Source organism: Actinoplanes sp. NPDC026670, assembly GCF_040638175.1.
Lineage (GTDB): Bacteria > Actinomycetota > Actinomycetes > Mycobacteriales > Micromonosporaceae > Actinoplanes.
The window spans coordinates 121,987-143,998 of the sequence record NZ_JBEZXU010000006.1; the positions used below are offsets into that span (position 1 = coordinate 121,987).

The following is a 22,012-nucleotide window of genomic DNA, read 5'->3' on the forward strand; positions in this document are numbered from 1 at the left end:
CTCACATCCGGTGGGTAGCGTGCCGGCCGTCCGGAGGTTCACGTCCGGCCACGACGAACGCGGCGATCGTGAGAGCGGCGCTGATCGTCAGCACCGGCGCGTTCGTGGTCCAGGCGTCCACGACGAGCCGGGCCGCCCACCCGTCGCGCACCAGCACCCCGCCGATCAGCACCCGGACCGCCCACATGGTCACGGCGGCGCCGAGCGCGATGTCCGGCCCGAACCGCACGGCGATCAGCAGGCTGACCGACGACAGCAGAGCCATCGGCCCGAGCCAGGCGGTGACCAGCGTGAGCAGGCTGGCGGCGCCGACCGCCCCGGCCGCGGCCAGGATCACCGACGCCGTCAGGGCCAGCACCAGGTCGTACCCGAAGACCAGCGCGATGCGGACCAGCAGCAGCAACCGGCCCGATGTCGGGGTGGCCGCGACGACCTCGCCGGCCGGGTCGTGGCCGAACCGGTAGGTGCCGGCGATCCCGGCCGCCGCGACGATCGGCGCCACCAGCGCGAGCACCAGGTCGGCGCCGGCGGTGGCCTGCGCCAGCCCCAGCGCCACGCCGAGCGCCATCACCAGCGCCGACGCGATCGGCACGGCGATCCGGATCAGCCGCGCCTCGGCGATCATCAGCCCGGCCAGGTGCCGCAGCCGGCGCGGCGGGCTCGTCGCCTGCGGCGCCAGCGCGCTGCGGGTGAGCACGGCCCGGACCAGCGCCGCCGGGTCGGGCGGGGGCGCGGTGTCCGGGACGGCGAGCGCCTGCCAGGTGGCCAGTTCGGCCCGGCATCGGGGGCAGCCGGGGAGGTGCGCGTGGACCCGTTGCCGGTCGGCTTCCGGCAGTGACCCCGCGGCGTACCCGGGCAACAGGTCTTTCATTCCGGCGCCTCCTCGGCCTTTCGCTCGGCCACCCTCGGGGTCCTTCGCTCCGGCACCTCGTCGGCCTTTTGTTCGGCCGCCCTCCGGGTCCTTCATTCCGGCACCTCCTGGGCGGTCAGTGCCGCGGCGACGGCGGCTCGGGCGTGATGCAGCCGGCTCTTGACCGTGCCGACCGGGATGGCCAGCACCTCGGCGACGTCGGCGAGCGGCAGTCCGGCCACGAACACCAGCGCGATCACGTCCCGATGATGCTCAGGCAGCCGGTCGATGGCGGCGGCCACCGGCGTGCCACCGGCCGCGGCGATCGCCAGCTCCTCCGGTCCGGCGCCCTGATCGGGCCGCTCGGCGAGATCGGGCACGGCCGGCTCGGGCGCGGACCGGCCACGCAGCCGGTTGTGGGCCTGGCGGCGGGCGACCCCGAACAGCCACGTCGTCGCCTTCGCCCGGCCTTCGAAGGCGCCCGCCGACCGCCAGACCGCGAGCATCGTGTCCTGCAGGATCTCCTCGGCGGTCATCCGGTCCCCGGCGAGCCGGTGCAGGTACCCGAAGAGACCACGCGCGTGCCGCTCGTACAGCCGGGACAGCGCGACCGCGTCACCGGCCGCAACCGACCGCAGCAACGCCTCATCACCGCCCGGTTCCATCCGTCGTCCTCCCCCGGACACAGCGTCCACTGTCTTCCGGGTGGGTAGCAGCCTCGGACGGGAAAGGTTCACCGCTTTCTTCTCGGTGAGATTTTGCACTCTCAGTGCACTTGTCGGCTCCCGGCAGGCGAAATACGGTCTGATCCATGTCTGGACCCTGGAGTTTCGCCGTCGCGCGCGACGACCTGAAGCAGACCGTCGTGGCCGGCGCCGAGGTGCCGGACCTGCATGACGGCGACGTTCTGCTGCGTGTCGACCGGGTGGGCCTCACCGCCAACAACGTGACGTATGCGGTTCTCGGCGACGCGATGCGCTACTGGGAGTTCTTCCCGCCCGAACCCCGCGGGCTCACCGGCCAGTGGGGGCTGCCACCACTGTGGGGCTTCGCCGAGGTCGTCGCGTCGACCGTCCCCGACGTGACAGTGGGTCAGCGCGTCTACGGCTACCTGCCACCGGCCAGCCACCTGGTGGTGCGCCCCGAGCGGGTCGACGCCGCCGGGTTCCGCGACGCGAGCGCCCACCGCGCTGAACTGCCGTCGCCCTACAACGTGTACCGGACCACCACCGGCGACCCCGTCTACCGGCCCGCCGACGAGGATCTGCTCATCCTGTACCGGCCGCTGTTCTTCACCTCGTTCATGCTCGCCGACCAGGTGATCGACAACGACTTCTACGGCGCCGGCCAGATCGTCGTGTCCTCGGCGTCGAGCAAGACCGCCTACGCCGCCGCCCTGCTGCTGCACGGAGCCGGCCCGCGCCTGGTCGCGCTGACCTCGGCCGGCAACGTCGCGTTCACCAGGTCGCTGGGCTGCTACGACACGGTGCTCTCGTACGACGACGTCGACCGGATCGACGAAACCTCCACGGTCTATCTGGACCTGTCCGGCGCGCCGGCCACCCGCGCCGCGCTGCGGAAACGACTCGGCGACCGGCTCGTCCGCGACATCGCCGTCGGCCTGACCAACCAGGTGCCGAACGCGGCCGCCGCCGGCGAGGTGTTCTTCGCGCCGGTGCAGATGCGCAAGCGGAGCCTGGACTGGGGCCGCGACGGCCTCGAACAGCGGTTCGGCGAGGCGTGGCGGCACTTCGCCGGCGCGGTCACCGGCAGTGTCGACGTGACCGTCGGCGAAGGACCGGACCACCTGCGAGACACCTGGCTGACGGTTCTCGACGGCCGCTCGACGCCCCGCACAGGTCACGTCATCCAGCTCTGACCAGGTCACCAACCCGCCAGCCGTCGCTCAGCGACGCAATCCCACCTGTTTGACCGTGCTGAGCGACGGCCGGCGGCCTCGGCCGTCGCTCAGCACGGTCAAACGGGTCCCGAAAGGCGCGTGAGCGACGGCTGGCGGGCTGCGGAGCGTGACCGACCGAAAGGCCCGACTGCCACGCGCGGTGACAGCCGGGACCCTCTTGACCAGGCCCTCGACGTGACCGGGCACGCAGCACCCATCCACTATGCTCGATCGCATGACTTCGCGGGCATCTGTCGCCATGACGCTCATCGCCGCGCTCGTGCTGGCGGGCTGCGGCGGGAGCAGCGACAACACCACGCCCGAGGGCGCCCTCCAAGCGCTCGCAGCGGCGGCCAACGAGTCCGACGACGACGCGATCGCGGCGCTGATCTGCCCTGAGGCGCTCGCCGGCGAGAAGACCCTCACCGAGGTGAAGGCTCTGGCCAAGGAAGCCGACCCGGCGCTCGACGACTTCGGCTACGACCTGACGGCCGGCCCGATCACCGAGCAGACCGACACCACCGCGGTCGGCTCGATGGCGGTCGACGTGCAGGGCACCGATGACGCTTCCCCCGCCGGTCAGCAGTTCCTCGACCAGGCAGGCGCGCCGCTCCCCGTCGGCCTGCTACGCGAGAACGACCGGATCAACCTGATCAAACGCGACGGCAAGTGGCTCGCCTGCGAATAGCCCGGGCCATCTACGATCTTCGTTCAGGCCGCCTGTTCCCCTGGGCAGCCACTCATTGCGAAGGACTCTCGATGCCACAAGAGACCGCCGCGCCACAGAGCGTGAAGATCGTCGCAGGTGGACTGGGGCTGCTGGGCGTCCTGAACATCAGCCGGGTCATCGTGCAGACCGCTCTGGCGTACGGCGACTGGGCCACCGGCCCCCTGATGATGTACCTGTTCCTCAACGCGATTCCGGTCGCCGCCTCGGTGTTTCTCCTGCCCCTGGCATATCAGGTGGTCCGCGGCCGGTCGTGGGCATACTTCACGGCCATCGTGCTGGCCTCCATGGCCGTGCCCTTCGGCGCGCTCATGCTGGTCGTCTCACTCACCGCAGACGGATTCCCGTTCCTCGGGTTCGCCATGTTCGCCGCGCCCCTGGCCGTACTGCTGGGACTGACCCTGCCTCCTTCGGTGCGCGCCTTCTTCGCCCGCAAGCCGGTGTCGGCCCCGTACTCGATGTCCTGAAGCGGTCCCGCTCCCTTTGCAGCTCTTCTTACCTTCCCCGTGTCAGGTGCTGAGCGTGCGGTAACGGCGTAGCCGCCGGAGTCCGGCGGTGTCCGGTTCGTCGGCCGGGGTGCCCGCGATGGCGTCTAGGCGCTGCTGCGCGGCCGGTTGATCCAGCCGCATGCCGATGGCGACGAGTTCGCCGGTCGGCGGCGGCGCCGGTAGCGGCGCGATGTGGATCAGGGTGCCGACGACGTTGACGACGAAACCCTGCTCCGTTCGCGAACCGCGGACCCGGACCCGGCCTTTGAGCCGGTAGGCGCCCTCCGGTGGATCCTCGAGGAGGTCGATCAGCATGCTCGGCGAGATCGGGCGCGTCAGTTCCACCGAGGCCGCCCGTGCGTGCTCGTGGTCGTGCAGATCGCGGTTCTGGTCGCGGATGAGCTGGGCGAGCGGAAGCTCACCGGCCGGGTCCCCGTCGTCGGCGGTGTCGAAGACGAGCCCCGGGTCGATCCGGCCGTGCCGGGCGGTGACGATCTGCACACGTGGATTGCGCTGCCGGACTCGTTCCCGGATGCGGGCGAGCACCTGCTCGCGTTGATCCTCCGGCAGCAGGTCCACCTTGTTGATGACGACGAGCGTCGCCGCCGCGTAGCGAGCCGGCGGTTCCGGCCAGAGGTCCACCGTGCGGAAGTGTTCGACGGCGTCGATCACCTCGACCAGGCCGCCGGGCCGGGTCCGGTTGGCGCCGCTGCGGCCGATGAGCCGGGCGAGCGTGATCGGCTCGGCCACACCGCTGGCCTCCACCACGATCGCGTCCAGCCGGAGCCGGGGCCGCGAGAGCCGATGGAGCGCCTCGTCCAGGCCGCCGCTGTCGTCCAGGCAGCACACACAGCCGCCGGAGATCGCCGCCGCCTCGTCGACCTGGCCGGAGACGAGCGCCGCATCCACGTTCAGCGCGCCGAAGTCGTTGACGACGACGCCCAGCCGGGCGCCGGGCCGGCGCAGAAGGTGGTTGAGCATGCTCGTCTTGCCCGCACCGAGGTGGCCGGTGAGCGCGATGACCGGCACACGGCCGGCACCACCCAGCCGGGTCTTCTGGTCAGCCACTCGGTCCCGTCCTCCTGCATGCGCCGGGTCGTCCTGCTGTTCGCCGTGGAATCCTCGCTCATCGCCGATGGCAGGAGCCGGCGACTCCCCGTGTGCCGGCGGGCCGAGGAAGACTACCCGTTCGGGAGACCGGTCGGACTCATCTACCGGTCGCGGATGCGCCGGCGCGTCCTAGGCTCAGCCGAATGATCAAGATGCGGTTTCCGGTGTCCGGGGCTTCCGCCGCGATGGCCCGGCTCGGCGCGGCACTCGCGGTCGGCGGGGTGCTCACCCTGGCCGCCGCCGGCTGCGCAGGGCAGGTGAACGGCACGGGCCCGGCGGAGACGCAGTCGCTCGCCACCGCCGAACCCGCAGCGGAGATCCACCCGCGCTGGCCGGCGTGTGCCGGCGAGCCGTCCATGCAACCGCAGGACGAGGGACTCGACGCCGCACCGCTCCCGCATTTCGGCGACGCGTTCCGCCCGGTGGCCGCCGTCCTGTGCCGGGAGGACACGCAGCGGCGGACCGACGGCGGCACGGACGCGATCGCCGTCGAGGACCGCGCCGACGACGTGGCCGACCTGATCGCGGCGCTGCGTCTGCCCGACGAGTTGCCGCCGTCATCAGACCCGTCGGATCCGGAATTGATCTGCACCGCGGACGGATACCTCGCACCGCGGCTGGTGCTGCTCGACAGCCAAGGCCGATGGGTACGCCCCCGGATTCCCCGCGACACCTGCGACAAGCCCCTCGCCGAGGCGACCGCCGCCATGGACGGCCTGCGCTGGACCCGAGTCACCACCCGGGTGCTCGGCGAGGTCGAGTCAGCCGGCGCCGCGGCGAGCGGATGCGACCAGGTCGACACCGACATGGTCTGGTTCACCGGCGTCTACCCGCCGTCCCGGCAGGGCGATCTCGCGCCGCTGGCTGGCGACTCCGCATCGGTCCGGCTGTGCGTCTACCAGGTGACGGCCGACGGGCGGGACAGCGAGAAGCCGCAGGGCGACTTCGTCTCCGGCGGCATGCTGCCGGCCAGCCGGTGGGCAGCCGTCAAGCGGACGGTCCGGACCTCCGGAGAAGCGAAGACATGCGCCAACCCGGCGAACCGGTTCGCCCGGCTGGAGACTCCCCAGGGCTACATCTACGTGGAACTCGACGGTTGCCGGCGTCTCGTCGCCCCCGGCGCCACCGGCGACACGATCTGGCAGGCGTCCGCGGACCTGCCCGCACTGCTCACCGGGCCGTGAGCCGAAGCACGGCGAACGCGCTGATCCGGTGCCGTCGTGGCGTTAGAGTCGCCGGGCATGGGACTGCTTACCTTCAGCATCAACCTCACCCTGGACGGTTGCGTCGACCATCAGGAGGGGATCGCCGACGACGAGACGCACGCGCTCTTCACCCGGCTCATGGACGAGGGCGGGGCCATGCTGTGGGGCCGGGTCACCTACGAGATGATGGAGAGCTACTGGCCGGCCGTCGCCCGCGGCGACCAGGAGGCGCCGGCCGCCATGCGTGAATGGGCGGTCAAGCTGGAGGCCAAACCCAAGTACGTGGTGTCGTCGACGCGCACGGACTTCCCCTGGACCAACAGCCACCACCTCGCCGGCGATCTGCGTGCAGGCGTGCAGAAACTCAAGGACGCGAACCCGGCCGGGGTCCTCCTCGGAAGCGGCAAGCTCGCGACCGAACTCGACCGGCTGGACCTGATCGACGAGTACCGCCTGCTCGTCCATCCCCGGATCGCCGGCCACGGGCCGACGCTCTACCAGGACGGGCTGCCCGGCACCCGCAAGCTCGAACTGGTCTCGGCGCAGCCGCTGCGCAACGGCGCGGTGGCTGTGCACTACCGCCGCGCCCTCTGAATCGCGAACCGATCGCCGCCGGCCCGAGCTGGAACGTGACCTCGGATTCGGAACCGGTCATCGCGGTTGGGAAGCGGTGGCCGTACCGGCAGAGGGTTTGACTGATCTTGATCTCTTGATTAAAGGCCGGACGTGACCGGGTCGATGATCTAGATTGACCTCAGTCGACGCACGGGGGATGCATGACGGTTTTCGGCTGCCGGAACTGCGGCACCAGTCTGACGGTTTCGGTGTCGAGGGTGGCACTGCCGGTGCACGCGGATCAGAAGTACGGCAACGGGCCGGGCTCGTTCCCTCCGGCGCTGGAGCCCGGCACGTTCGCGGTGGATCCGTTGCCCTCCGGCTCGCCGTGGCGCCGGTGGGACGAACTCGAATCCGGTGCGGCCGAGGCGCTCGGCTGGTATGCGCCCCGATTCGGCATCTCCGCCGGGCCGTCCGGCCAGGTGTTGCTCGCCCCGGGCGATGTGCACGGCGCCGTCATCGACCCGGCGCTGGTCGGCGACTCCGGTTGCTGTGGCCTCGACGGCGGCGAACCCAACATGGTCTGCACCGGTTGCGGCACTCCGGTGGCCGTCCGGATCGACGATTGTGGCCTGCAGCAGGCGATCTGGCTGGACCCGCTGACCACCCGGGTTCTCGATGACGGTCCCGGCCCGCACCCGTTGCTCGAGTGGGCGGACCTGATCGACCAGCGGCCTGGAATCCCGCCGCAAGAGCCGGACGGTTTCTGGCATCCGATGTGGGCGGCCGCCGTCGCCTCGGCGCTGGCGCACCTGCTGGCCGCTTCGGGTGGCGACCCGGTGATGATCCCGGATCACCGAGTCGCTGAGGTCTTCCGGCCCACTCTCGATCGCCTCGTCGGCCCGGCCGGCCCGGCATCGGCGCACACTCTGGACCTGGCCGGGCCCGGCCTGCCGGACGCCGACGGCGACTTGGCGCTCATCCCGGTGCATCCGCAGACCGGCGAGCATTGGCCGGTGGCCGCGCCGGTGAAGCCGGTCCCGCTGGCCTGGGACGCCTGGCGGCACCTCGCGTTCCACCGGGTCACCAAGCCGGCGGTGCGGTCGGTCCCGATCCCGCCGGAGTCCCTGCCGGCACAACTCCCGGGTTACCGGTTCGAGCCCGACGGCCGGATCTTCCTCAGCGTTCTGGCCCGGCTGCCCGAGGTCCGGCAGCCACGGTTGCGTGCCATCTACGACCGGGGCCGCCCCTACAGCTACATGTATTTCACCTTCTGAGCGCCTGGCTCGCCCGGGCGGCGTACGCCTGCTTCGTCGCTGAAGCGCGCCCCCGCACTCGCCTCGGTCGGACCGGGGATCGGGCCGGGGCCTACGCCGCCGGCCCGACCGCGGCGGTGAGGCGGGTCAGGATCTCGGTCAGCACCGCGGGGCTGGTCGCGAAGTTCAGCCGGACCCGCGAGGCGGTCCCGACTGTCGTGTGCTGCGCGAACTCGGCGCCCGCACTCAGCTTGACCCGGGCCCGGTCCAGCAGCGTGGCGGCCGGATCCGGGCCGAACCGGTCGCCGCAGTCCAGCCAGGCCAGATAGGTCGCCTCGGGCGGGCGGTACCGGGCCGCCCACGGCAGGCTCGCCACCCACTCGGAGACCTGGTCGCGGTTGGCGGCCAGGGTACGCAGCAGGCCGTCGAGCCAGTCGTCGGCCTCGGTCCAGGCGGCCACGGTGGCCGCCCGGCCCAGCACGCCGGGCTGACCGAAATAGTCCAGCGGCATACGCGACAGGGCGTCGCGGATGCGTCGCGGGCCGATGTGCGCGACCGCGCACCGCAATCCGGCGATGTTGAAGGCCTTGGTGGCCGAGGTCGCGGTCACGGTACGGGCCGCGGCGCCGGGACCGAGCGACGCGAACGGCACGTGCCGGTGCGGCGCGAAGACCAGGTCGGCGTGGATCTCGTCGGCCAGGACCAGCACGTCGTGGTCCGCCGCGGCGTCGGCAAGAGCCACCAGTTCGGTACGAGTGAACACCCGGCCGCTCGGATTGTGCGGGTTGACCAGGACCAGCATCGTGCAGCCCCGCAGATCGGCCGGCCCGTCACCGGGCAGCGGCAGCGGGACGACCCGGCGCCCGGCGCGGACGATGCTCGCCAGGAACGGCGGATAGGTCGGCACGTGGATGGCGATCCCGTCGCCCGGCTCGGTGGCGTGCTCGATCACCACCTGGAGGATCTGGATCAGGTCGCTGAACACCCGGGCCCGGCCGGGTGCGGGCGCCCATCCGTGCCGGGCGGTCATGCGCTGCTCGAACGCGGTGATCACCGGATCACCGGCCGGCCAGTGCGGATATCCGAAATCGGCAATCTCGTGAATGCGCCGCCGGATCACCGGCGCCACCGCGAAGTCCATGTCGGCCACCCAGGCGCCGAGCACGTCCGGCGCGAGCGAGCCCCACTTGACCCCGTAACCGGTTCGCAGCGCACCGAGGTCTGCGCCCGCGTCGAAGACGCCGCGGGCGCTCACGCCCGCGACCCGGCGTGGAGCGCGTCGCGCAGAATCTCCATCTGCCCGTGATGCTGAGCAAGTTCTTCGAGTACGTGCAGCAGCGCGCCGCCGCGGGTCAGAGGACGGTCCGGGCCCTGGAACGACCGGGGCGGCTCGACATGCAACGGGCCGTCGAGATCCGCTCCTCGGACGTCCGCGGCCAGCCGGTCACGCAGCGCGCGGACCTTGGCGAGCAGCGGGCCCACCGGTCCGGTGGCGGTGAACTCGGCATCCCGGTCGCGCGCCACGGCTCGGCCGGCGACCAGCGTGCCGGACCAGTAGTCGGCCACCGCCACACAGTCGGTGAGCAGGGCATACGGCGAGTTCGCCCCGGGCAGTGCGGGCCGGGCGGTGGCCAGGTCGTCACCCAGCCCGGCGACGATCCCGGACATCCCGTCGAGCGCCCGCCCGACGAAGTAGAGGTAGTCGTTCACCGATATCACCAGCAGCCTCCCGTCGAGTGGCGTCACCACCTAAGCCGGTGACGCCATCTGACCTTGCGGGATCGCCGCGTCACCTGTCAAGGTGGTGACGTGACCTTCGTCTTCGTCGGCGGCAACCTCGCCCTTGATCTGCTCGGCACCCGGAAATGGCGGCGGACCACGAACGAGGAGTGCCTGGGATCGCCCGCCGACGCGGCCCGGTGGGCGGTCGCCTCCGCGATGCTGACCAGCGAGCCCAGCTTCTCCGCCACCGATCTGGCGGCCCTTCTGAGGTTGCGCGAGGCGATCTACCGGCTGTTCCGCGCCGTCATGGCGGGCGACCCGCCGGCCGCCGCCGATCTACGCCTGGTCAACGCGGCCGCGGCCCGGCCGGGCGCGGCAGTCGAGCTCACCCCGGCCGGCGCCACCCGGGTCGGGGACGCCACGGCTGTCGCCGCCGAGGTGGCACGGGCGGCCGCCGGACTGCTCGGGGAGATCTACGCCGGCGGAGGCCCGCGTCTCCGCGAATGCGAACGCCCCGCCTGCACCCGCCTGTTCGTCGACCGCTCACGCGGCGGCACTCGCGCCTGGTGCGGCATGGCCGAGTGCGGCAACCGGGTCAAGGCCGCCGACTACCGGGCCCGCAAGGCCGCGGCCCGGCACTGACACTGATGAGGCAGTGTGGGAGGCATGACCGACTACGCGTACTCGAGCGCTGCCGAACTCACCACGGCGATGGAGAAGGGCGAGGTTTCCGCGGTCGAGCTCACCACGGCCGCGATCGGCCGGATCGAGCGGCTCGACGGCGACCTCAACGCGATCTGCGTGCCCGACTTCGACCGGGCCCTCACCGCCGCGGGCGAGGCCGATGCGGCGCGCTCCCGGGGCGAGGCCGGGCCCGTGCTCGGCGTCCCGATCACCATCAAAGACTCGATCGACATCGCCGGACTGACCACGACCTGGGGGTTCCCGCCGTTCAAGGACCACACGGCGGCCGCCGACGCGGTCGTGGTCGCCCGGCTCAAGGCGGCCGGGGCTGTCATCCTCGGCAAGACGAACGTGCCACTCGCGCTCGGTGACTACCAGTCCTACAACGCGATCCACGGGACCACGAACAATCCGTGGGACCTCAGCCGTACACCAGGAGGCTCGTCCGGCGGCTCAGCCGCCGCTCTCGCCGCCGGCTTCGGCGCCCTGTCGATGGGCTCGGACATCGGCGGCTCGCTGCGCGTGCCGGCGCACTTCTGCGGGGTGTACGCGCACAAGCCCTCGACCGGCCTGCTCCCGTTGCGCGGGCACACGTTCCCGGGCACCCGGCCGCTGCCCGAGTTCGGCGGCGACCTGGGCGTCGTCGGGCCGATGGCCCGCAGCGCGGCCGACCTCGCGATGATGGTCCGCCTGCTCGCCGACCCCGACGAGGCCGGCCCCGGCATCGCCTACCGGACCGTGTTGCGTCCAGCCCGGCACGACAACTTGAGCGCGTTCCGGGTCCTGGTTCTGGAGACGCACCCGCTCGTCCCGGTCTCCTCCGAGGTACGCGCCGCGATCGACGGCCTGGCCACGCGGCTGGAGGCATCCGGGGTGACGGTCCGGCGGCAGAGCCCGTACCTGCCCGATCTGGCCGAAGGCGCCCGCTCCTACATGCGGCTCCTCCAGTCGAGCCTCGCGGCCGGTTTCCCGCCCAAGGTCTACGCGGCCGCTCTGACAGCCGCGGCCGCCCTCGACCCGTCGGACACGTCACTGTTCGCCGAACGTGCCCGGGGTGTGGTTCTGAGCCATCGCGACTGGGCGGCGGCCGACACCGTCCGCGCCGTTCAGCGGGCCCAGTGGGCCGAGGTGTTCACGGACGTCGACATCGTGATCGCGCCGGTCTCGTCGACGCCGGCCTTCCCACACGACCAGAGCGAACCGATGTGGAAGCGCACGATCCTGATCGACGGCGAGAAGCACGACTACTTCGACCAGCTGGCGTGGGGCGGCATCGCGACCGCGCCCGGCCTCCCGGCGACGGCCGTGCCGGTCACCCGCTCGGTGCAGGGGCTGCCCATCGGCGTACAGCTGATCGGCCCGCTCTTCGAGGACCACACCCCGATCCACTTCGCTGAACTGCTCGAACGCGAATTCGGCGGCTTCACCCCACCCCCGCCCGCGTAGAGAGGGCCCAGCCTTCGGTCCGGGTGTTGCCGGTCCGGCTTCGACCATCGACCTCAGCACCGCTGTAGCTCCGTGGCCCGGGGCGGGAATGTCGCATTCGCTGTGGATTCGACCCTTCCGCCCTCGTGGATCTTGCACGGTTCTCCACCTTGGCGGCAATCTTGCACGATCTTTCACGTCTGGGTGCGGTTTGTCGTGCAAGGTCTACGGCGCCGGGGAGACCTTGCAGCCTTCTTCCCGCTGGGGTGCGTCCCGCTGGGGTGCGGAAAGAGCTGCAAGATCGGCGCAAGCGTGAGTATTCGTGCAAGATCCTCTCCCAGCGACGAACGACAAGGCGTAGCCGACGAGCCGTGGGAGGCGGTGTCTCGGCCGAGGAGACGTCATCCACCTGAGGGCTGCCCTTCCCAGGCCGAGAAGGCCCCGAGGCGCGAACGCGGTGAGAGAGAATCGCCTTCATGTCTGAGCTTTCGCTGTCCGTGCCGACTTACAACCCGTCGATTGGAGTCGTGGCTCCCGCCGAGGGAGGCACAGTCACCGTGGAGGTGGTGAACGGCTCGGTAGAGATCTTCGGAGACGCCGCCGGGCTCCGGGATCTCGCCCGGATGTGTCTCGCGCTCTCCGACGATCGGGCTCCGGACGGAGCTCAAATCCACCTCGACGAGGGCATCAACCCGCTGGATCTCGGCTCCGCCTCCCTGATGCTTGCGCGCTCGCCGCGCTGTTCCGCGCAGCGTCCATGATCGATTTTCAGGTACGTGGTGAGAACGGCGAAGTAGTGACCCACGGGTCGCAGGGGATCCGTTGGTCCGAACCGTTGGCGAAGCTGGACCCGGACGATTTCCCGTACCTGAGCAGCCTTCTGCCCTACGCCGACACCATGTTCAACGCGCGGCAGACCGAGAGGCTCCGGCAAGAGGTCGCCGACCGCTCCATTCGCGACATCATTGGAGATGCCGCCGCCACGGAGGTCGAAAGACTGTGCCGGGAGGTCGAGAATGGCTCTCACCTCTACTTGTGGTTTGTGGGCGATTAGCCAGACGACCACGTCACGCCGTAAGGCGGTGAGCGATCAGCCCAGATGGTTCGCGGCGACACGAAGTAGGTGCCATAGCAGAGCGCTCAGCGTCGCGGTGATCGCCAACGCGGCGACCATCAGGTGCCAAGCGCGCCAGAGGCGTCGGGCTGACGCCAGCCACGCGAGAACGGCAAGCGGCACCATGACCTGGACCAGTTCCGTGGCAAGGGCCCCGCGCGCGAAAGCAGCGTCCGGTCCGTCGACTTCCCACAGACGCCAAGGGGGTGCTATGGCGACGTGCAGCCATCCCTCCCCGGACAGCAGCCCGCAGGCGACGCCCGCGGCCAGCGCAGCTCGCGGCAACCGGGCGGTGCGCGCCATCTGTCCCATCAGGCCCAGTGACGGTCCCGCAACCACCGACACCAGCAGCCAAGCCGTGGTCATGACCGCCAGCGAACGCAACCCGTACCAGTCCGCCGAAGATCCATCGGCCAGTGTGCCGCCGCTCCAGCGGCGGCTGATCACCAGAATCATCGCGTAGTAGACGAGAGTGGCCGAAGCCAGCAACACGGTCGCACCCCTGACCGCGCTGCGGCCATCCGGGGCGGCGTGCCCGGCCAGCAACGCCGCTGCGCCCCAGGCGAGGCCGCTGCTGACCACAGCGATCATGACCTGCCCGGCCGCGCCGTCGACAGCGTCGCCAACGAACGCCAGGAGGCCGAGCACCGCCCCCGTCAATACGATCATCACGACTCGGCGGGTGGCCTGGCGATGTCGCCGAGCCCTTCCAACAGCCGCTCGCGGGCGTGGTGAACGCGGTCGGAATAGTCTGGCATGGCGATCTCGACGAGTGATTTGTCGAGCGTGCCAGTGATCGCATACAGCGGAGACCAGACCGCGCGCTCCTCGTTGACGAGGTTGTCGAAGGCCGCGGTGCCCATCATCTGGTACAGCCAGTCGGACAGCACAAGGGCCTGGTCTCTGGTGAGTTTGATCGTGAGGTCGTCGTCAGGCACCGATGAAGCGTACTGGTGGCTGTGACCGCAACGGCCGGACCGGGCGGACAGCATCACACCTGCTCGATATCGTGTTCCGACCGCCGTCGTGATCCTGGAGCGCTGTATGAGAATTCGTCCGCTTGCCGTCGCCAGCCTGGTGCTTGCCACCGTGATCGCTGTGGGCGGCTGCGGCGACGCCGGAGACGACAGCGACGGCCCGGGACGCTCCCCGGCCCCGGCCGTGCCAGTCGATGCGGCGGCCGAGCTGACCGCCGCGGCGAAGAAGCTCGAGGAACAGTCGCTCAGGATGGCGATGACCGTGCCCGGTGCCATGGACATCACCGGTGTCGCCGACGCGAAGAACGCCCGCGCCGATATGACCATGACGGGCGGACAGGGCAGCGAAAGCAGAGAGCTGCGGATCCTCCTGGTCGGCACTGACTTCTACATGCAGGTCGTCGGGCCGGAGGCAGCCGGCCTCGGCCTCGGCGCCGGTGAGTGGATGCACCTCGACGCGTCCACGGTCCCGGCTGACAGCCCACTGAATCCACGCAAGGTCGTCGATGCCCAGAATTTCCTCGGCGGCGTCGTGACGGTGGAGAAGGTAGACGCCGTCACCTTCAAGGGCGTGCTCGACCTGGAGACCTTCGAGGCCGGGAGCACCGTCGCACCGGCCTCGCCCGACCCGGACGCCGATCAGGTGCCGTTCACCGCCCGGGTCGACGACCAGGGCCGGCTCACCGAGCTGGTCGTCGACACGGGCGCGCTCAACGAGCCAGGCGCCGCCGGCACCGAGATGAAGGTGCGCTATTCGGACTTCGGCGCCCCGATCACGGTCGAGGCGCCGGCCAAGGACAAGGTCCGCGAGATGCCGTCCCAGCTGCGCGAGGCGCTCCTGGGCTGAGGCCCCTCGACGACGTCCGGCTGGCTGCGGCGTACCGTGACCTGGGCATTCTTTGTCCGAATTCTCCGCCGGACGGTCCATGGACGACGATCTGATGCATCCCCGCCGGCTGGCATGCCAGCGTCTGGGCCGGAACATCCGGTACCAGAAAGGGGAATTCGCTCGTGCGAATCTCACGCAAGCTCGCCGCTCTCGGGCTGTCCGTGGCCGCCACCGCGGCCGGGGTCACGGTGGCGGCGTCGCCCGCGCAGGCCGCGCTCTACGGTGGCCAGTGCGGCTCCGGGTACGGCGTCGTCAACCTGATCGACCTGCCCGATCTGCGCGGCACCGTGTACCTCACCTACAGCGCCTCGTCCGGCAAGAACTGTGTCGTCACGATCCGGGAGAACCCCGGCACCGCCACCCTCATGGAGGCGTTCCTGCGGCGCAGCGGTACTTCGTCGTACGTCAAGGACAGCGGCAACTTCACGACGTACGCCGGACCGGTCTACGTGTCGGCGGCCGGCTCGTGTGTCGACTGGGGCGGCACGATCGGCACCGCGACCAAGACCCGCTACGGCACCAACTGCGGCTGAGGGGAACCCGGATCATGAAGAAGTTCGTTGCCACAGCCTTCGCGGTGACCGCGGTCGCGACCCTGGCCACCGCCGCGCCGGCCCAGGCGGCCAGTTACGGCGGTGAGTGCGGGTCCGGCTATGCCGTGGTCAACTCGGACGCCATCGGTACGAAGGGCACGGTGTTCCTGACCTACAACGCGTCGAACGGCTACAACTGCGTGGTCGCCAAGCGCAACAGCGCCGGGACGGCCGTTCTGGTCGAGGCGGGGCTGGCCGTCCACCCGGTCGGCACGCACTGGACGAAGTTCGACGGCGGCTACTTCACGTCGTACGCCGGACCGCTCTATCTCTCCGCGGCTGACAAGTGCGTGGACTGGATGGGCCGGATCAGCGGCACCGAGGGCGGCAAGCGCGGCACGAACTGCGGCTGACCACCGGCACCAGCGGTGGGGCCGGGCGTGGCCTCACCGCTGGCTCACCCGTACATCAAGAAAGATCGGCCTTTTCGCGGGGAAGAAGGTGCGGCCCTGTTCGTCGGCCATCTTGAAATAGATCTTGCAGGTCGCCGGCCCGGCCGGCGTCGTGACCGGCACCGAGATATCGACGGTCTCGCCCGGTTTGGTCTGCGGGATCGCCACCAGGTCCGGCGCTTCGCAGGCCTGCTCGTTGGCCCGGGCCAGGAAGCGGTTGGCCCAGACGACGGTGCCGGTGTTGCGCAGGCGCCAGGTCTTGGTGAAGGTCGACTTCGGCGGTACGACGGTCCCGTCCGGATAGGTGATGTCGCCCTCGAACGCCGAGTCGTCGTGTTCGGCCACCGGCCCGGCCTCGGCTCGCTCGTCGTCGCGGCCACTCATCGCGGACGTCACCACGGCGACCAGCCCACCGGCGACCACCGCCGTGAGCGCGGCCACCGCAACGGTCCGCCGGCTGCGCGGCACCTGCTCGGGCTCGGTGGAGGGTTCCGCCGGGACGGATCTGGCCTGCTCCCAGCGCTCGCGCCACTGCTTCTCGGTGTCCGCGAGGTCGCGTCCCAGGCGGTCCACGGCGAGCACCCGGACGAACTCCCAGACGATCTCCCAGCTCGGCAGGGTCCGGCCCTGGGCTGCCGCGGCGAGTGAGGATTTCGAGGCGGCGGCGCCGAGCCTCGTCATCTCGTCGTAGGAGGGGTCGCCGGCTTCCTGTTTCAGCAGCCATAGACGGTCGGCGAACTCCCCGACCGGTCCCGACGCCGGATCGGGTCGTGCTGTCCGTCGCCCTCGACGCCCTGCCGGCACCTGTTCCATCGCCGCCCACCCCACCGAAACGTCCACATTGTCCACTGGAAGACCGCCACTTTAGCGGTTGCCATCCAGCGGGCGCGTTCAGCCGGGGGACGCAGTCAGATCGCGCTCGTCACTCCGCTGCGAACGGGTTACGGAGTCGATGCATCGCCTGCTCACCACGGTCCGAATCACGCAGCCCAGGCGCCGGGGCCGTCGCGGCCGCCGGGGCACGGAACAGGGTCAGGCGCCCGAGGGGGTCGGAAAGCGGACGGGAAATGGGCTCGCGTGGCTCTTCGGTGATCGCCGTCATGGGATCCTCAACGTCGAGGGAATTTCTGAGGAAATCGTGGTGCAGAAATACGCGACGGCGGCTCGCTGAATCAGTCGAGCCGCCGTCGGTGGTGCGTGGATCAGATGACGCGGATGTTCTCGGCCTGCGGGCCCTTCTGGCCCTGAGTGATCTCGAACTCCACCCGCTGGTTCTCTTCGAGGGTGCGGAAGCCGCTCGCCGAGATCGCCGAGAAGTGGGCGAACACGTCGGGGCCGCCCTCGTCCTGGCTGATGAAGCCGAAGCCCTTGTCGCCGTTGAACCACTTCACGGTGCCTGTGACCATGTCTTTTTCCTTAGCAAGCTGTCGGAGTCCGCACTGTGCGGGCTCTCACGCCGCTGTTTTGATCACCTGCGCCGTATCAGCGCGGAAAACGAAAAAGCGCCTCGAAGGGTTTCAGATAACCCATCAGGCGCTGAGAACGTCTACGGAGATCAAAACTGCAACGCGGTAACCGTAGCACAATCATTCGGCGGCCGACCAAAAATCCGCAAATCGGGTCTCCGGCCAGGCGAAACCCGGTGCCGGCGAACGCGGTGGGGCGGCGTTCGACACCGCGATCGCCGGCCGCCCCGGCGGCATCGGCCGTGATCTACGGCCGGCCGCGCCGCCGTTGCAGCCCCGTTCCTCGCGATCTTGTCGCCCGCGGATCTTGCACGACTTTCCGCACCCGCGCCGATCTTGCAACCCTTTCCACAGCGTCGGTCAGGCGGTGAAGCCGCCGTCGACGTTGATCGTCGCTCCGGTGATGTAACGGCCGTCCGGGCTGGCGAGGAACACCACCGCCGCGGCCACGTCGGCTGGGGCCGCGTAGTGCCCAAGGGCGGTGAACCCGTTGATCGTATCGGCGTTCGGGCCATCGGCTGGGTTCAGGTCCGTGTCAGTCGGCCCTGGATTGACCAGGTTCACGGTGATCGCTCTGCCTCCGAGTTCGCGCCCGAGCGCCTTGGTCAGCCCGATCAGCGCGGTCTTGCTCATCGCGTACAGGGAGAATCCTGGAAAGACTGCCCGCTCGGCCATGTTGCTGCCGATGTTGATGATCCGACCACCGGCCGGCATGTGGCGCACCACAGCCTGTGAGGCGACGAACGGCGCCCGGATGTTGACCGCGACGGTTTGTTCGAACTCTTCCAGGCTCAGTTGCTCCAGCGGTCCGAGCAGGAACGCGCCGGCGTTGTTGACCAGGACGTCCAACCGACCCAGCTCACCGACGGCACGGTCCACCGCGGCGACCACCGCCGCCGGGTCGGAACTGTCCGCCCGCATGGCGATTGCCCGCCCTCCGGCGGCCTTGATCTGCTCCACCACATCGTCGGCGCGTTGTTGATCCTGTTGGAACGTGAGCGCCACAGCGGCGCCTTCCTCGGCCAGGCGCAGAGCCACGGCAGCGCCGATGCCACGACCGCCACCGGTGACCAGCGCCACCTTGCCATCAAGTGCGTTGTTCATGGCGGAAAGCCTGGTCGATGACAGCCCCGGCCGTCTGGCGGTGATCGGACGGCGCGTTCGCCGACTCTGCCAGTTTTCTCGTCCATGGCTGCGATCCTGGTCCGATACCTGGCCCGGCGCGAATTCAAGTCGCCGGAGGTCGATAAAACGTCGGTAACTCCTGCGGCCGGAACGGTGGATCCCGCTGGATCCGTTGTCGGAAATAGCGTCGTTGTCATGCCAATTCGTACTGCATTTGCCCGCTGGGAAGGCAACCTCACCGACGGTTCCGGAACCATCACCTCCGGCAGCGGTGGCTACCAAGGGAGCTACTCGTTCGCCTCACGGTTCGAGGAGGGTGCGGGGGTCAACCCGGAGGAACTCATCGCCGCCGCGCACTCCGGCTGTTTCTCGATGGCGCTGTCCAACGACCTGACCAACGCCGGCTACACCCCGACCAGCGTCGTGACCACCGCGAAGGTGCACCTGGACAAGGTCGACGGCGGGTTCGGCGTCACCCGCATCGACCTGGCCGCCGTCGCCTACGTCCGCGGGATCGACGACGACACCTTCCAGAAGATCGCCGAAGGCACCCGGGAGAACTGCCCGATCTCGCGGCTGCTCTCCCCCGGCGCCCGGATCAGCCTCGACGCCACGCTGGCCTGACACCCGTGCCCGCCGGTCCACTCCTGGACCGGCGGGCATGCGGCCGAAAAGTGCAGGCTATGGCACGTACGCCTGATGGCCCTGCTCGCGCAACGCGGTCCGCAGCCGGTCCGCGGCGTCGTCCAAGGCATCCTGATCGTTCTCGACGGCGATCTTGTTGAAGTCGAGGTCGCTCATGTCCCACATCGGGCTGACGTGCACGTGGGCGTGCGGCACCTCGAGGCCGGCGATGGCCAGCGCGGCCCGCGGGGCGCCGAAGGCCTGCTCGACCGCCCGGCCGACCGCCTGGGCCACGGTCATCACCCTGTTCAGCAGCTCCGGCGGCAGGTCGGTCCACTTGTCGATCTCCCGCCGTGGCACGACGAGGGTGTGCCCGGCGCGCAACGGCGCGATGGTCAGGAAGGCTACGACCTGCTCGTCCTGCCAGACGAACCGGCCGGGCAGGTCACCGGCGATGATCTGAGTGAAAACTGTTGGCATGACGGAATTCTGCATCACCGGCTTCGGTGATTCCGTCAAACAATCGTCAACGTACGATCGACGTGCTGCTGGCCTGATGGTTCGGTGACATTCAACGAGAGTCCCATCAGTTCGGTCGACCGCGCCTGGCTCGAGTCTCAGATCGCCGGGCCGGTCCTGACACCCGACGATCCGGGGTACACGGCGGAGACCGCCACCTTCAACCTGACGCTGCCGCATCGGCCGGCGGTCGTGATCGGCGCCACCCACTCCGGTGACGTGCAGAACGCGGTCCGGTTCGCCGCCCGCCGCAATCGTCCGGTCTCGGTCAACGCCACCGGCCACGGGGCTGTGGTGTCGGCCGACGGCACTGTCATGATCACGACCAAGCGGATGAACGGCGTGTCGATCAACCGGGTCGAGTCGACCGGCCGGATCCAGGCCGGCGTCCGCTGGCACGAGGTGATCTCGGCCGCCGCCAAGGTCGGCCTCGCGCCCATGGCCGGGTCGTCGCCGCTGGTCGGTGCGGTCGCCTACACGCTCGGTGGCGGGTTGAGCCCGACGCTGGGCCGCACGCACGGCTACGCCGCCGATCACGTGCGGTCGGTGGAGCTGGTCACGGCGGACGGCGTACTGCGACATCTGACCGCGGAGAAGGAGCCCGACCTGTTCTGGGCGGTCCGCGGCGGCAAGGGCAATTTCGGGGTGGTGACCGCGCTGGAGTTCGACCTGTTCCCGATCACCCGCCTGTACGGTGGCGGGCTCTACTACCACGCCGACGACATCTCCGCAGTGCTGCGGGCGTGGCGGTCCTGGGCGGCCACCGCCCCCGAGGAGCTGAGCACGTCGTTCGTGCTGCTGCGGCTGCCTGATCTGGAGTTCGTCCCGGAGCCGATGCGGGGGCGGCTCACCCTGCACGTGCGCGTCTCCTACCTCGGGCCGGCCGACACCGGCGCCGCCCTGGTGGCGCCGCTGCGGTCGGTGGCGACGCCGTTCATCGACACCGTGCAGGAGATGCCGTTCACCGAGATCGCCTCGATCCACAACGATCCCACCGAGCCGGCCGTGGCCATCGACCGGACCATGCTGCTGCGGGACCTGCCCGAGGAGGCGCTGGAGACGCTGCTGGGGCTGGCCGGGCCGGCTGCCTCCGCCGGCGACGCGCTGATGATGGTCGAGGTGCGTCTGCTGGGTGGCGCGCTGTCGCGGGCGCCGCAGACGCCGAACGCGGTCGGCAACCGGGACGCCGGCTTCAACCTGTTCATGGCGAGCATTCCGGCGCCGGTGCCGGGTGACCCCGAACGGATCCGGGGCGCGCTGGAGCGGCTGCTCGACCGGATGGCGCCGTGGGGCACCGGCGGGGCGTACGCCAACTTCCTCTCCACCGAGGACACCACGCCCGAGCTGGTGAAACAGGCGTTCACGGCGGAGTCCTACCGGCGGCTGGCCGAGATCAAGCGGCGTTACGACCCGGCGAACCTGTTCCGGATCAACCACAACGTGCCACCCGCGGCCTGACCTCCCGGCGCTGCTCACCGGCGGCCCGTGCTGCCTCGCGGTGGTGATCGGCTGCGGCATCGCGGGGCTCCTGACAGCCCAGATGCTCGCCGGCGCTTACAGCAGAACGGGCCGTCCGGTCAGTGGCGCGGAGCGGATGGTGTCCGGCGAGCGGGATCCGGCGCTCGCTGCCGGCCGGGTGGTCAGGGCGCCGGCGAGCAGGTACGGCGCAGCAGTTCGACACGGGCGCGCATGTCCGGGTCGGCCATCAGATCGGCGGCGTGGCGGCGGACCAGGTGCACCAGGTCACCGGCCCGGTCGACGCGCAGGGCGAGGTCGACGGCGTCCTTGAAGACGGCCAGGTACTCGTGTCGTACCGCGGTGACAGGTGTGCGGCCCGGCAGCCCTCGGCCGGGACCGAACGACATCGGCCCGGCCCGCAGGGCGAGCATGGCCGCGAAGGTCTCCAGGGCGGCGTGGTGTTCCCGGCGGGCTTCGAGCACCCGGGCCCGGCCGACGCCGTCCCGGAAACGCAGCAGGTCCAGGGTGTCCAGGGTCGCCATCAGGCGGTAGCCGTCCCGGGTGCGTACGATCCGTCGTCCTTCGGCGTGCCGGGGCAGGCCGGGTTCGAGCATCCGGCGCAGCTCACCGACGTGCCGGTAGATCATGTTGCGTGCGGTGGGCGGAGCCTCCGGGCCCCACACGTGGTCGATCAGCTCGTCCTTGGGCACGCTGCGGCCCACCTGGGCGGCGAGCGCGAGCAGGATCTCCCGTTGCGGATGATTGGTGACCAGCGTCGCCGGCCCACGGTGGCGGATCGTGACCGCGCCCAGCACGGTGACGGCCGCTCCGGTGTACTCGTGCGCGGCATGGGCCGCCTCTGCAATTCGCATGGTGACGGCGAAGGTAGGGGCCGGCCGCAGATGAATCATTGACACGCCATTGACCCTCCAC

At 70.2% G+C, this 22,012-nt stretch carries 27 protein-coding genes; 15 read left to right on the forward strand and 12 right to left on the reverse strand.

The features are described from left to right. Nucleotide 1: 1 nt before the first annotated feature. Together AB0E94_RS08300 and AB0E94_RS08305 are read right to left on the reverse strand one after the other, a co-directional pair. Nucleotides 2-871 (reverse strand): zf-HC2 domain-containing protein, encoded by an 870-nt coding sequence (locus tag AB0E94_RS08300; RefSeq protein ID WP_360323921.1) that lies wholly within the window; start codon nt 869-871, stop codon nt 2-4. A 92-nt stretch (nt 872-963) separates the two neighbouring features. Next, the gene (locus AB0E94_RS08305) at nt 964-1,515 is read right to left on the reverse strand and encodes a sigma-70 family RNA polymerase sigma factor (protein WP_360323923.1); all 552 of its coding nucleotides are present in this window, start codon (nt 1,513-1,515) and stop codon (nt 964-966) included. A gap of 146 nt (nt 1,516-1,661) precedes the next feature. On the opposite strand from AB0E94_RS08305, the gene AB0E94_RS08310 reads away from it, so the two are divergent. From AB0E94_RS08310 to AB0E94_RS08320, 3 genes are all read left to right on the forward strand, one after another. Then, the gene (locus AB0E94_RS08310; RefSeq protein ID WP_360323925.1) at nt 1,662-2,729 is read left to right on the forward strand and encodes a DUF2855 family protein; all 1,068 of its coding nucleotides are present in this window, start codon (nt 1,662-1,664) and stop codon (nt 2,727-2,729) included. Between the two features lie 256 nt (nt 2,730-2,985). Then, complete coding sequence (locus AB0E94_RS08315) at nt 2,986-3,438, forward strand: hypothetical protein (protein WP_360323927.1); 453 nt, start codon at nt 2,986-2,988, stop codon at nt 3,436-3,438. Nucleotides 3,439-3,509: 71 nt separating this feature from the next. Continuing rightward, nucleotides 3,510-3,944: a hypothetical protein gene (locus tag AB0E94_RS08320; RefSeq protein WP_360323929.1), complete on the forward strand. Its 435-nt coding sequence runs from the start codon at nt 3,510-3,512 to the stop codon at nt 3,942-3,944. Between the two features lie 42 nt (nt 3,945-3,986). Here AB0E94_RS08320 and AB0E94_RS08325 read toward each other — a convergent pair whose 3' ends face one another. Next, a complete protein-coding gene (locus AB0E94_RS08325; protein ID WP_360323931.1) occupies nt 3,987-5,033 on the reverse strand; it encodes a GTP-binding protein in 1,047 nt (348 codons plus the stop codon). Between the two features lie 185 nt (nt 5,034-5,218). Between AB0E94_RS08325 and AB0E94_RS08330 the strand changes: the two genes are divergently transcribed. From AB0E94_RS08330 to AB0E94_RS08340, 3 genes are all read left to right on the forward strand, one after another. After that, nucleotides 5,219-6,259 carry a hypothetical protein gene (locus tag AB0E94_RS08330; protein WP_360323933.1) on the forward strand — a complete coding sequence of 347 codons (1,041 nt, stop codon included), beginning with the start codon at nt 5,219-5,221 and terminating at the stop codon, nt 6,257-6,259. 57 nt (nt 6,260-6,316) lie between these two features. Further along, nucleotides 6,317-6,874 (forward strand): dihydrofolate reductase family protein, encoded by a 558-nt coding sequence (locus tag AB0E94_RS08335; RefSeq protein WP_360323935.1) that lies wholly within the window; start codon nt 6,317-6,319, stop codon nt 6,872-6,874. A 182-nt stretch (nt 6,875-7,056) separates the two neighbouring features. Beyond that, complete coding sequence (locus AB0E94_RS08340) at nt 7,057-8,112, forward strand: hypothetical protein (RefSeq protein ID WP_360323937.1); 1,056 nt, start codon at nt 7,057-7,059, stop codon at nt 8,110-8,112. Between the two features lie 91 nt (nt 8,113-8,203). Here AB0E94_RS08340 and AB0E94_RS08345 read toward each other — a convergent pair whose 3' ends face one another. Together AB0E94_RS08345 and AB0E94_RS08350 are read right to left on the reverse strand one after the other, a co-directional pair. Beyond that, nucleotides 8,204-9,346, reverse strand: a complete 1,143-nt coding sequence (locus AB0E94_RS08345; RefSeq protein ID WP_360323939.1) for an aminotransferase class I/II-fold pyridoxal phosphate-dependent enzyme — start codon at nt 9,344-9,346, stop codon at nt 8,204-8,206. Next, nucleotides 9,343-9,801 (reverse strand): DUF664 domain-containing protein, encoded by a 459-nt coding sequence (locus tag AB0E94_RS08350; RefSeq protein ID WP_360323941.1) that lies wholly within the window; start codon nt 9,799-9,801, stop codon nt 9,343-9,345. Before AB0E94_RS08350 ends, AB0E94_RS08345 begins: the two co-directional genes overlap by 4 nt. Before the next feature lie 99 nt (nt 9,802-9,900). Between AB0E94_RS08350 and AB0E94_RS08355 the strand changes: the two genes are divergently transcribed. The 4 genes from AB0E94_RS08355 to AB0E94_RS08370 all read left to right on the forward strand — a co-directional run bounded on the left by AB0E94_RS08355 (nt 9,901) and on the right by AB0E94_RS08370 (nt 12,976). Beyond that, nucleotides 9,901-10,455: an ABATE domain-containing protein gene (locus tag AB0E94_RS08355; RefSeq protein ID WP_360323943.1), complete on the forward strand. Its 555-nt coding sequence runs from the start codon at nt 9,901-9,903 to the stop codon at nt 10,453-10,455. 24 nt (nt 10,456-10,479) lie between these two features. Further along, nucleotides 10,480-11,943 carry an amidase gene (locus AB0E94_RS08360; RefSeq protein ID WP_360323945.1) on the forward strand — a complete coding sequence of 488 codons (1,464 nt, stop codon included), beginning with the start codon at nt 10,480-10,482 and terminating at the stop codon, nt 11,941-11,943. 455 nt (nt 11,944-12,398) lie between these two features. Next, entirely contained in the window at nt 12,399-12,683 is a 285-nt protein-coding gene (locus AB0E94_RS08365; protein WP_360323947.1) for a hypothetical protein, read from the forward strand. After that, on the forward strand, nt 12,680-12,976 hold the full coding sequence (locus AB0E94_RS08370) for a hypothetical protein (RefSeq protein WP_360323949.1): 297 nt from the start codon (nt 12,680-12,682) through the stop codon (nt 12,974-12,976). Before AB0E94_RS08365 ends, AB0E94_RS08370 begins: the two co-directional genes overlap by 4 nt. A 36-nt stretch (nt 12,977-13,012) precedes the next feature. On the opposite strand, the gene AB0E94_RS08375 is transcribed toward AB0E94_RS08370, so the two are convergent. Together AB0E94_RS08375 and AB0E94_RS08380 are read right to left on the reverse strand one after the other, a co-directional pair. After that, a complete protein-coding gene (locus AB0E94_RS08375; RefSeq protein WP_360323951.1) occupies nt 13,013-13,705 on the reverse strand; it encodes a hypothetical protein in 693 nt (230 codons plus the stop codon). After that, complete coding sequence (locus AB0E94_RS08380) at nt 13,705-13,974, reverse strand: hypothetical protein (protein WP_360323952.1); 270 nt, start codon at nt 13,972-13,974, stop codon at nt 13,705-13,707. Before AB0E94_RS08380 ends, AB0E94_RS08375 begins: the two co-directional genes overlap by 1 nt. Before the next feature lie 88 nt (nt 13,975-14,062). Between AB0E94_RS08380 and AB0E94_RS08385 the strand changes: the two genes are divergently transcribed. The 3 genes from AB0E94_RS08385 (at nt 14,063) to AB0E94_RS08395 (ending at nt 15,848) form a co-directional block, all read left to right on the forward strand. Next, the gene (locus AB0E94_RS08385) at nt 14,063-14,860 is read left to right on the forward strand and encodes a hypothetical protein (protein ID WP_360323954.1); all 798 of its coding nucleotides are present in this window, start codon (nt 14,063-14,065) and stop codon (nt 14,858-14,860) included. 164 nt (nt 14,861-15,024) lie between these two features. Next, on the forward strand, nt 15,025-15,435 hold the full coding sequence (locus AB0E94_RS08390) for a spore-associated protein A (protein ID WP_360323956.1): 411 nt from the start codon (nt 15,025-15,027) through the stop codon (nt 15,433-15,435). 14 nt (nt 15,436-15,449) lie between these two features. Next, nucleotides 15,450-15,848 (forward strand): spore-associated protein A, encoded by a 399-nt coding sequence (locus tag AB0E94_RS08395; RefSeq protein WP_360323958.1) that lies wholly within the window; start codon nt 15,450-15,452, stop codon nt 15,846-15,848. Between the two features lie 33 nt (nt 15,849-15,881). Here the strand turns inward: AB0E94_RS08395 and AB0E94_RS08400 are convergent, their stop codons facing one another. The 3 genes from AB0E94_RS08400 to AB0E94_RS08410 all read right to left on the reverse strand — a co-directional run bounded on the left by AB0E94_RS08400 (nt 15,882) and on the right by AB0E94_RS08410 (nt 18,457). Then, nucleotides 15,882-16,727: an NBR1-Ig-like domain-containing protein gene (locus AB0E94_RS08400; protein WP_360323960.1), complete on the reverse strand. Its 846-nt coding sequence runs from the start codon at nt 16,725-16,727 to the stop codon at nt 15,882-15,884. A gap of 362 nt (nt 16,728-17,089) precedes the next feature. Next, nucleotides 17,090-17,293 (reverse strand): cold-shock protein, encoded by a 204-nt coding sequence (locus tag AB0E94_RS08405; RefSeq protein WP_360323962.1) that lies wholly within the window; start codon nt 17,291-17,293, stop codon nt 17,090-17,092. Between the two features lie 420 nt (nt 17,294-17,713). Then, nucleotides 17,714-18,457, reverse strand: a complete 744-nt coding sequence (locus AB0E94_RS08410) for an SDR family oxidoreductase (RefSeq protein WP_360323964.1) — start codon at nt 18,455-18,457, stop codon at nt 17,714-17,716. Nucleotides 18,458-18,673: 216 nt separating this feature from the next. Here AB0E94_RS08410 and AB0E94_RS08415 point away from each other — a divergent pair, with 216 nt between their 5' ends. Next, the gene (locus AB0E94_RS08415; protein ID WP_360323966.1) at nt 18,674-19,102 is read left to right on the forward strand and encodes an OsmC family protein; all 429 of its coding nucleotides are present in this window, start codon (nt 18,674-18,676) and stop codon (nt 19,100-19,102) included. Between the two features lie 57 nt (nt 19,103-19,159). Here AB0E94_RS08415 and AB0E94_RS08420 read toward each other — a convergent pair whose 3' ends face one another. Next, nucleotides 19,160-19,582 (reverse strand): HIT family protein, encoded by a 423-nt coding sequence (locus AB0E94_RS08420; protein WP_360323968.1) that lies wholly within the window; start codon nt 19,580-19,582, stop codon nt 19,160-19,162. Between the two features lie 84 nt (nt 19,583-19,666). Here AB0E94_RS08420 and AB0E94_RS08425 point away from each other — a divergent pair, with 84 nt between their 5' ends. Next, the gene (locus AB0E94_RS08425) at nt 19,667-21,079 is read left to right on the forward strand and encodes an FAD-binding oxidoreductase (RefSeq protein WP_360323970.1); all 1,413 of its coding nucleotides are present in this window, start codon (nt 19,667-19,669) and stop codon (nt 21,077-21,079) included. A 182-nt stretch (nt 21,080-21,261) separates the two neighbouring features. Here AB0E94_RS08425 and AB0E94_RS08430 read toward each other — a convergent pair whose 3' ends face one another. After that, a complete protein-coding gene (locus AB0E94_RS08430; protein ID WP_360323972.1) occupies nt 21,262-21,951 on the reverse strand; it encodes a winged helix-turn-helix domain-containing protein in 690 nt (229 codons plus the stop codon). Nucleotides 21,952-22,012: the final 61 nt, after the last annotated feature.

Bases quoted from the DNA above. Each gene is read 5' to 3' on its own strand.
- AB0E94_RS08300 (WP_360323921.1), bottom strand. From the start codon at position 871: ATGAAAGACCTGTTGCCCGGGTACGCCGCGGGGTCACTGCCGGAAGCC.
- AB0E94_RS08305 (WP_360323923.1), bottom strand. From the start codon at position 1,515: ATGGAACCGGGCGGTGATGAGGCGTTGCTGCGGTCGGTTGCGGCCGGT.
- AB0E94_RS08310 (WP_360323925.1), top strand. From the start codon at position 1,662: ATGTCTGGACCCTGGAGTTTCGCCGTCGCGCGCGACGACCTGAAGCAG.
- AB0E94_RS08315 (WP_360323927.1), top strand. From the start codon at position 2,986: ATGACTTCGCGGGCATCTGTCGCCATGACGCTCATCGCCGCGCTCGTG.
- AB0E94_RS08320 (WP_360323929.1), top strand. From the start codon at position 3,510: ATGCCACAAGAGACCGCCGCGCCACAGAGCGTGAAGATCGTCGCAGGT.
- AB0E94_RS08330 (WP_360323933.1), top strand. From the start codon at position 5,219: ATGATCAAGATGCGGTTTCCGGTGTCCGGGGCTTCCGCCGCGATGGCC.
- AB0E94_RS08335 (WP_360323935.1), top strand. From the start codon at position 6,317: ATGGGACTGCTTACCTTCAGCATCAACCTCACCCTGGACGGTTGCGTC.
- AB0E94_RS08340 (WP_360323937.1), top strand. From the start codon at position 7,057: ATGACGGTTTTCGGCTGCCGGAACTGCGGCACCAGTCTGACGGTTTCG.
- AB0E94_RS08360 (WP_360323945.1), top strand. From the start codon at position 10,480: ATGACCGACTACGCGTACTCGAGCGCTGCCGAACTCACCACGGCGATG.
- AB0E94_RS08365 (WP_360323947.1), top strand. From the start codon at position 12,399: ATGTCTGAGCTTTCGCTGTCCGTGCCGACTTACAACCCGTCGATTGGA.
- AB0E94_RS08370 (WP_360323949.1), top strand. From the start codon at position 12,680: ATGATCGATTTTCAGGTACGTGGTGAGAACGGCGAAGTAGTGACCCAC.
- AB0E94_RS08375 (WP_360323951.1), bottom strand. From the start codon at position 13,705: ATGATCGTATTGACGGGGGCGGTGCTCGGCCTCCTGGCGTTCGTTGGC.
- AB0E94_RS08395 (WP_360323958.1), top strand. From the start codon at position 15,450: ATGAAGAAGTTCGTTGCCACAGCCTTCGCGGTGACCGCGGTCGCGACC.
- AB0E94_RS08405 (WP_360323962.1), bottom strand. From the start codon at position 17,293: ATGGTCACAGGCACCGTGAAGTGGTTCAACGGCGACAAGGGCTTCGGC.
- AB0E94_RS08410 (WP_360323964.1), bottom strand. From the start codon at position 18,457: ATGAACAACGCACTTGATGGCAAGGTGGCGCTGGTCACCGGTGGCGGT.
- AB0E94_RS08415 (WP_360323966.1), top strand. From the start codon at position 18,674: ATGCCAATTCGTACTGCATTTGCCCGCTGGGAAGGCAACCTCACCGAC.
- AB0E94_RS08420 (WP_360323968.1), bottom strand. From the start codon at position 19,582: ATGCCAACAGTTTTCACTCAGATCATCGCCGGTGACCTGCCCGGCCGG.
- AB0E94_RS08430 (WP_360323972.1), bottom strand. From the start codon at position 21,951: ATGCGAATTGCAGAGGCGGCCCATGCCGCGCACGAGTACACCGGAGCG.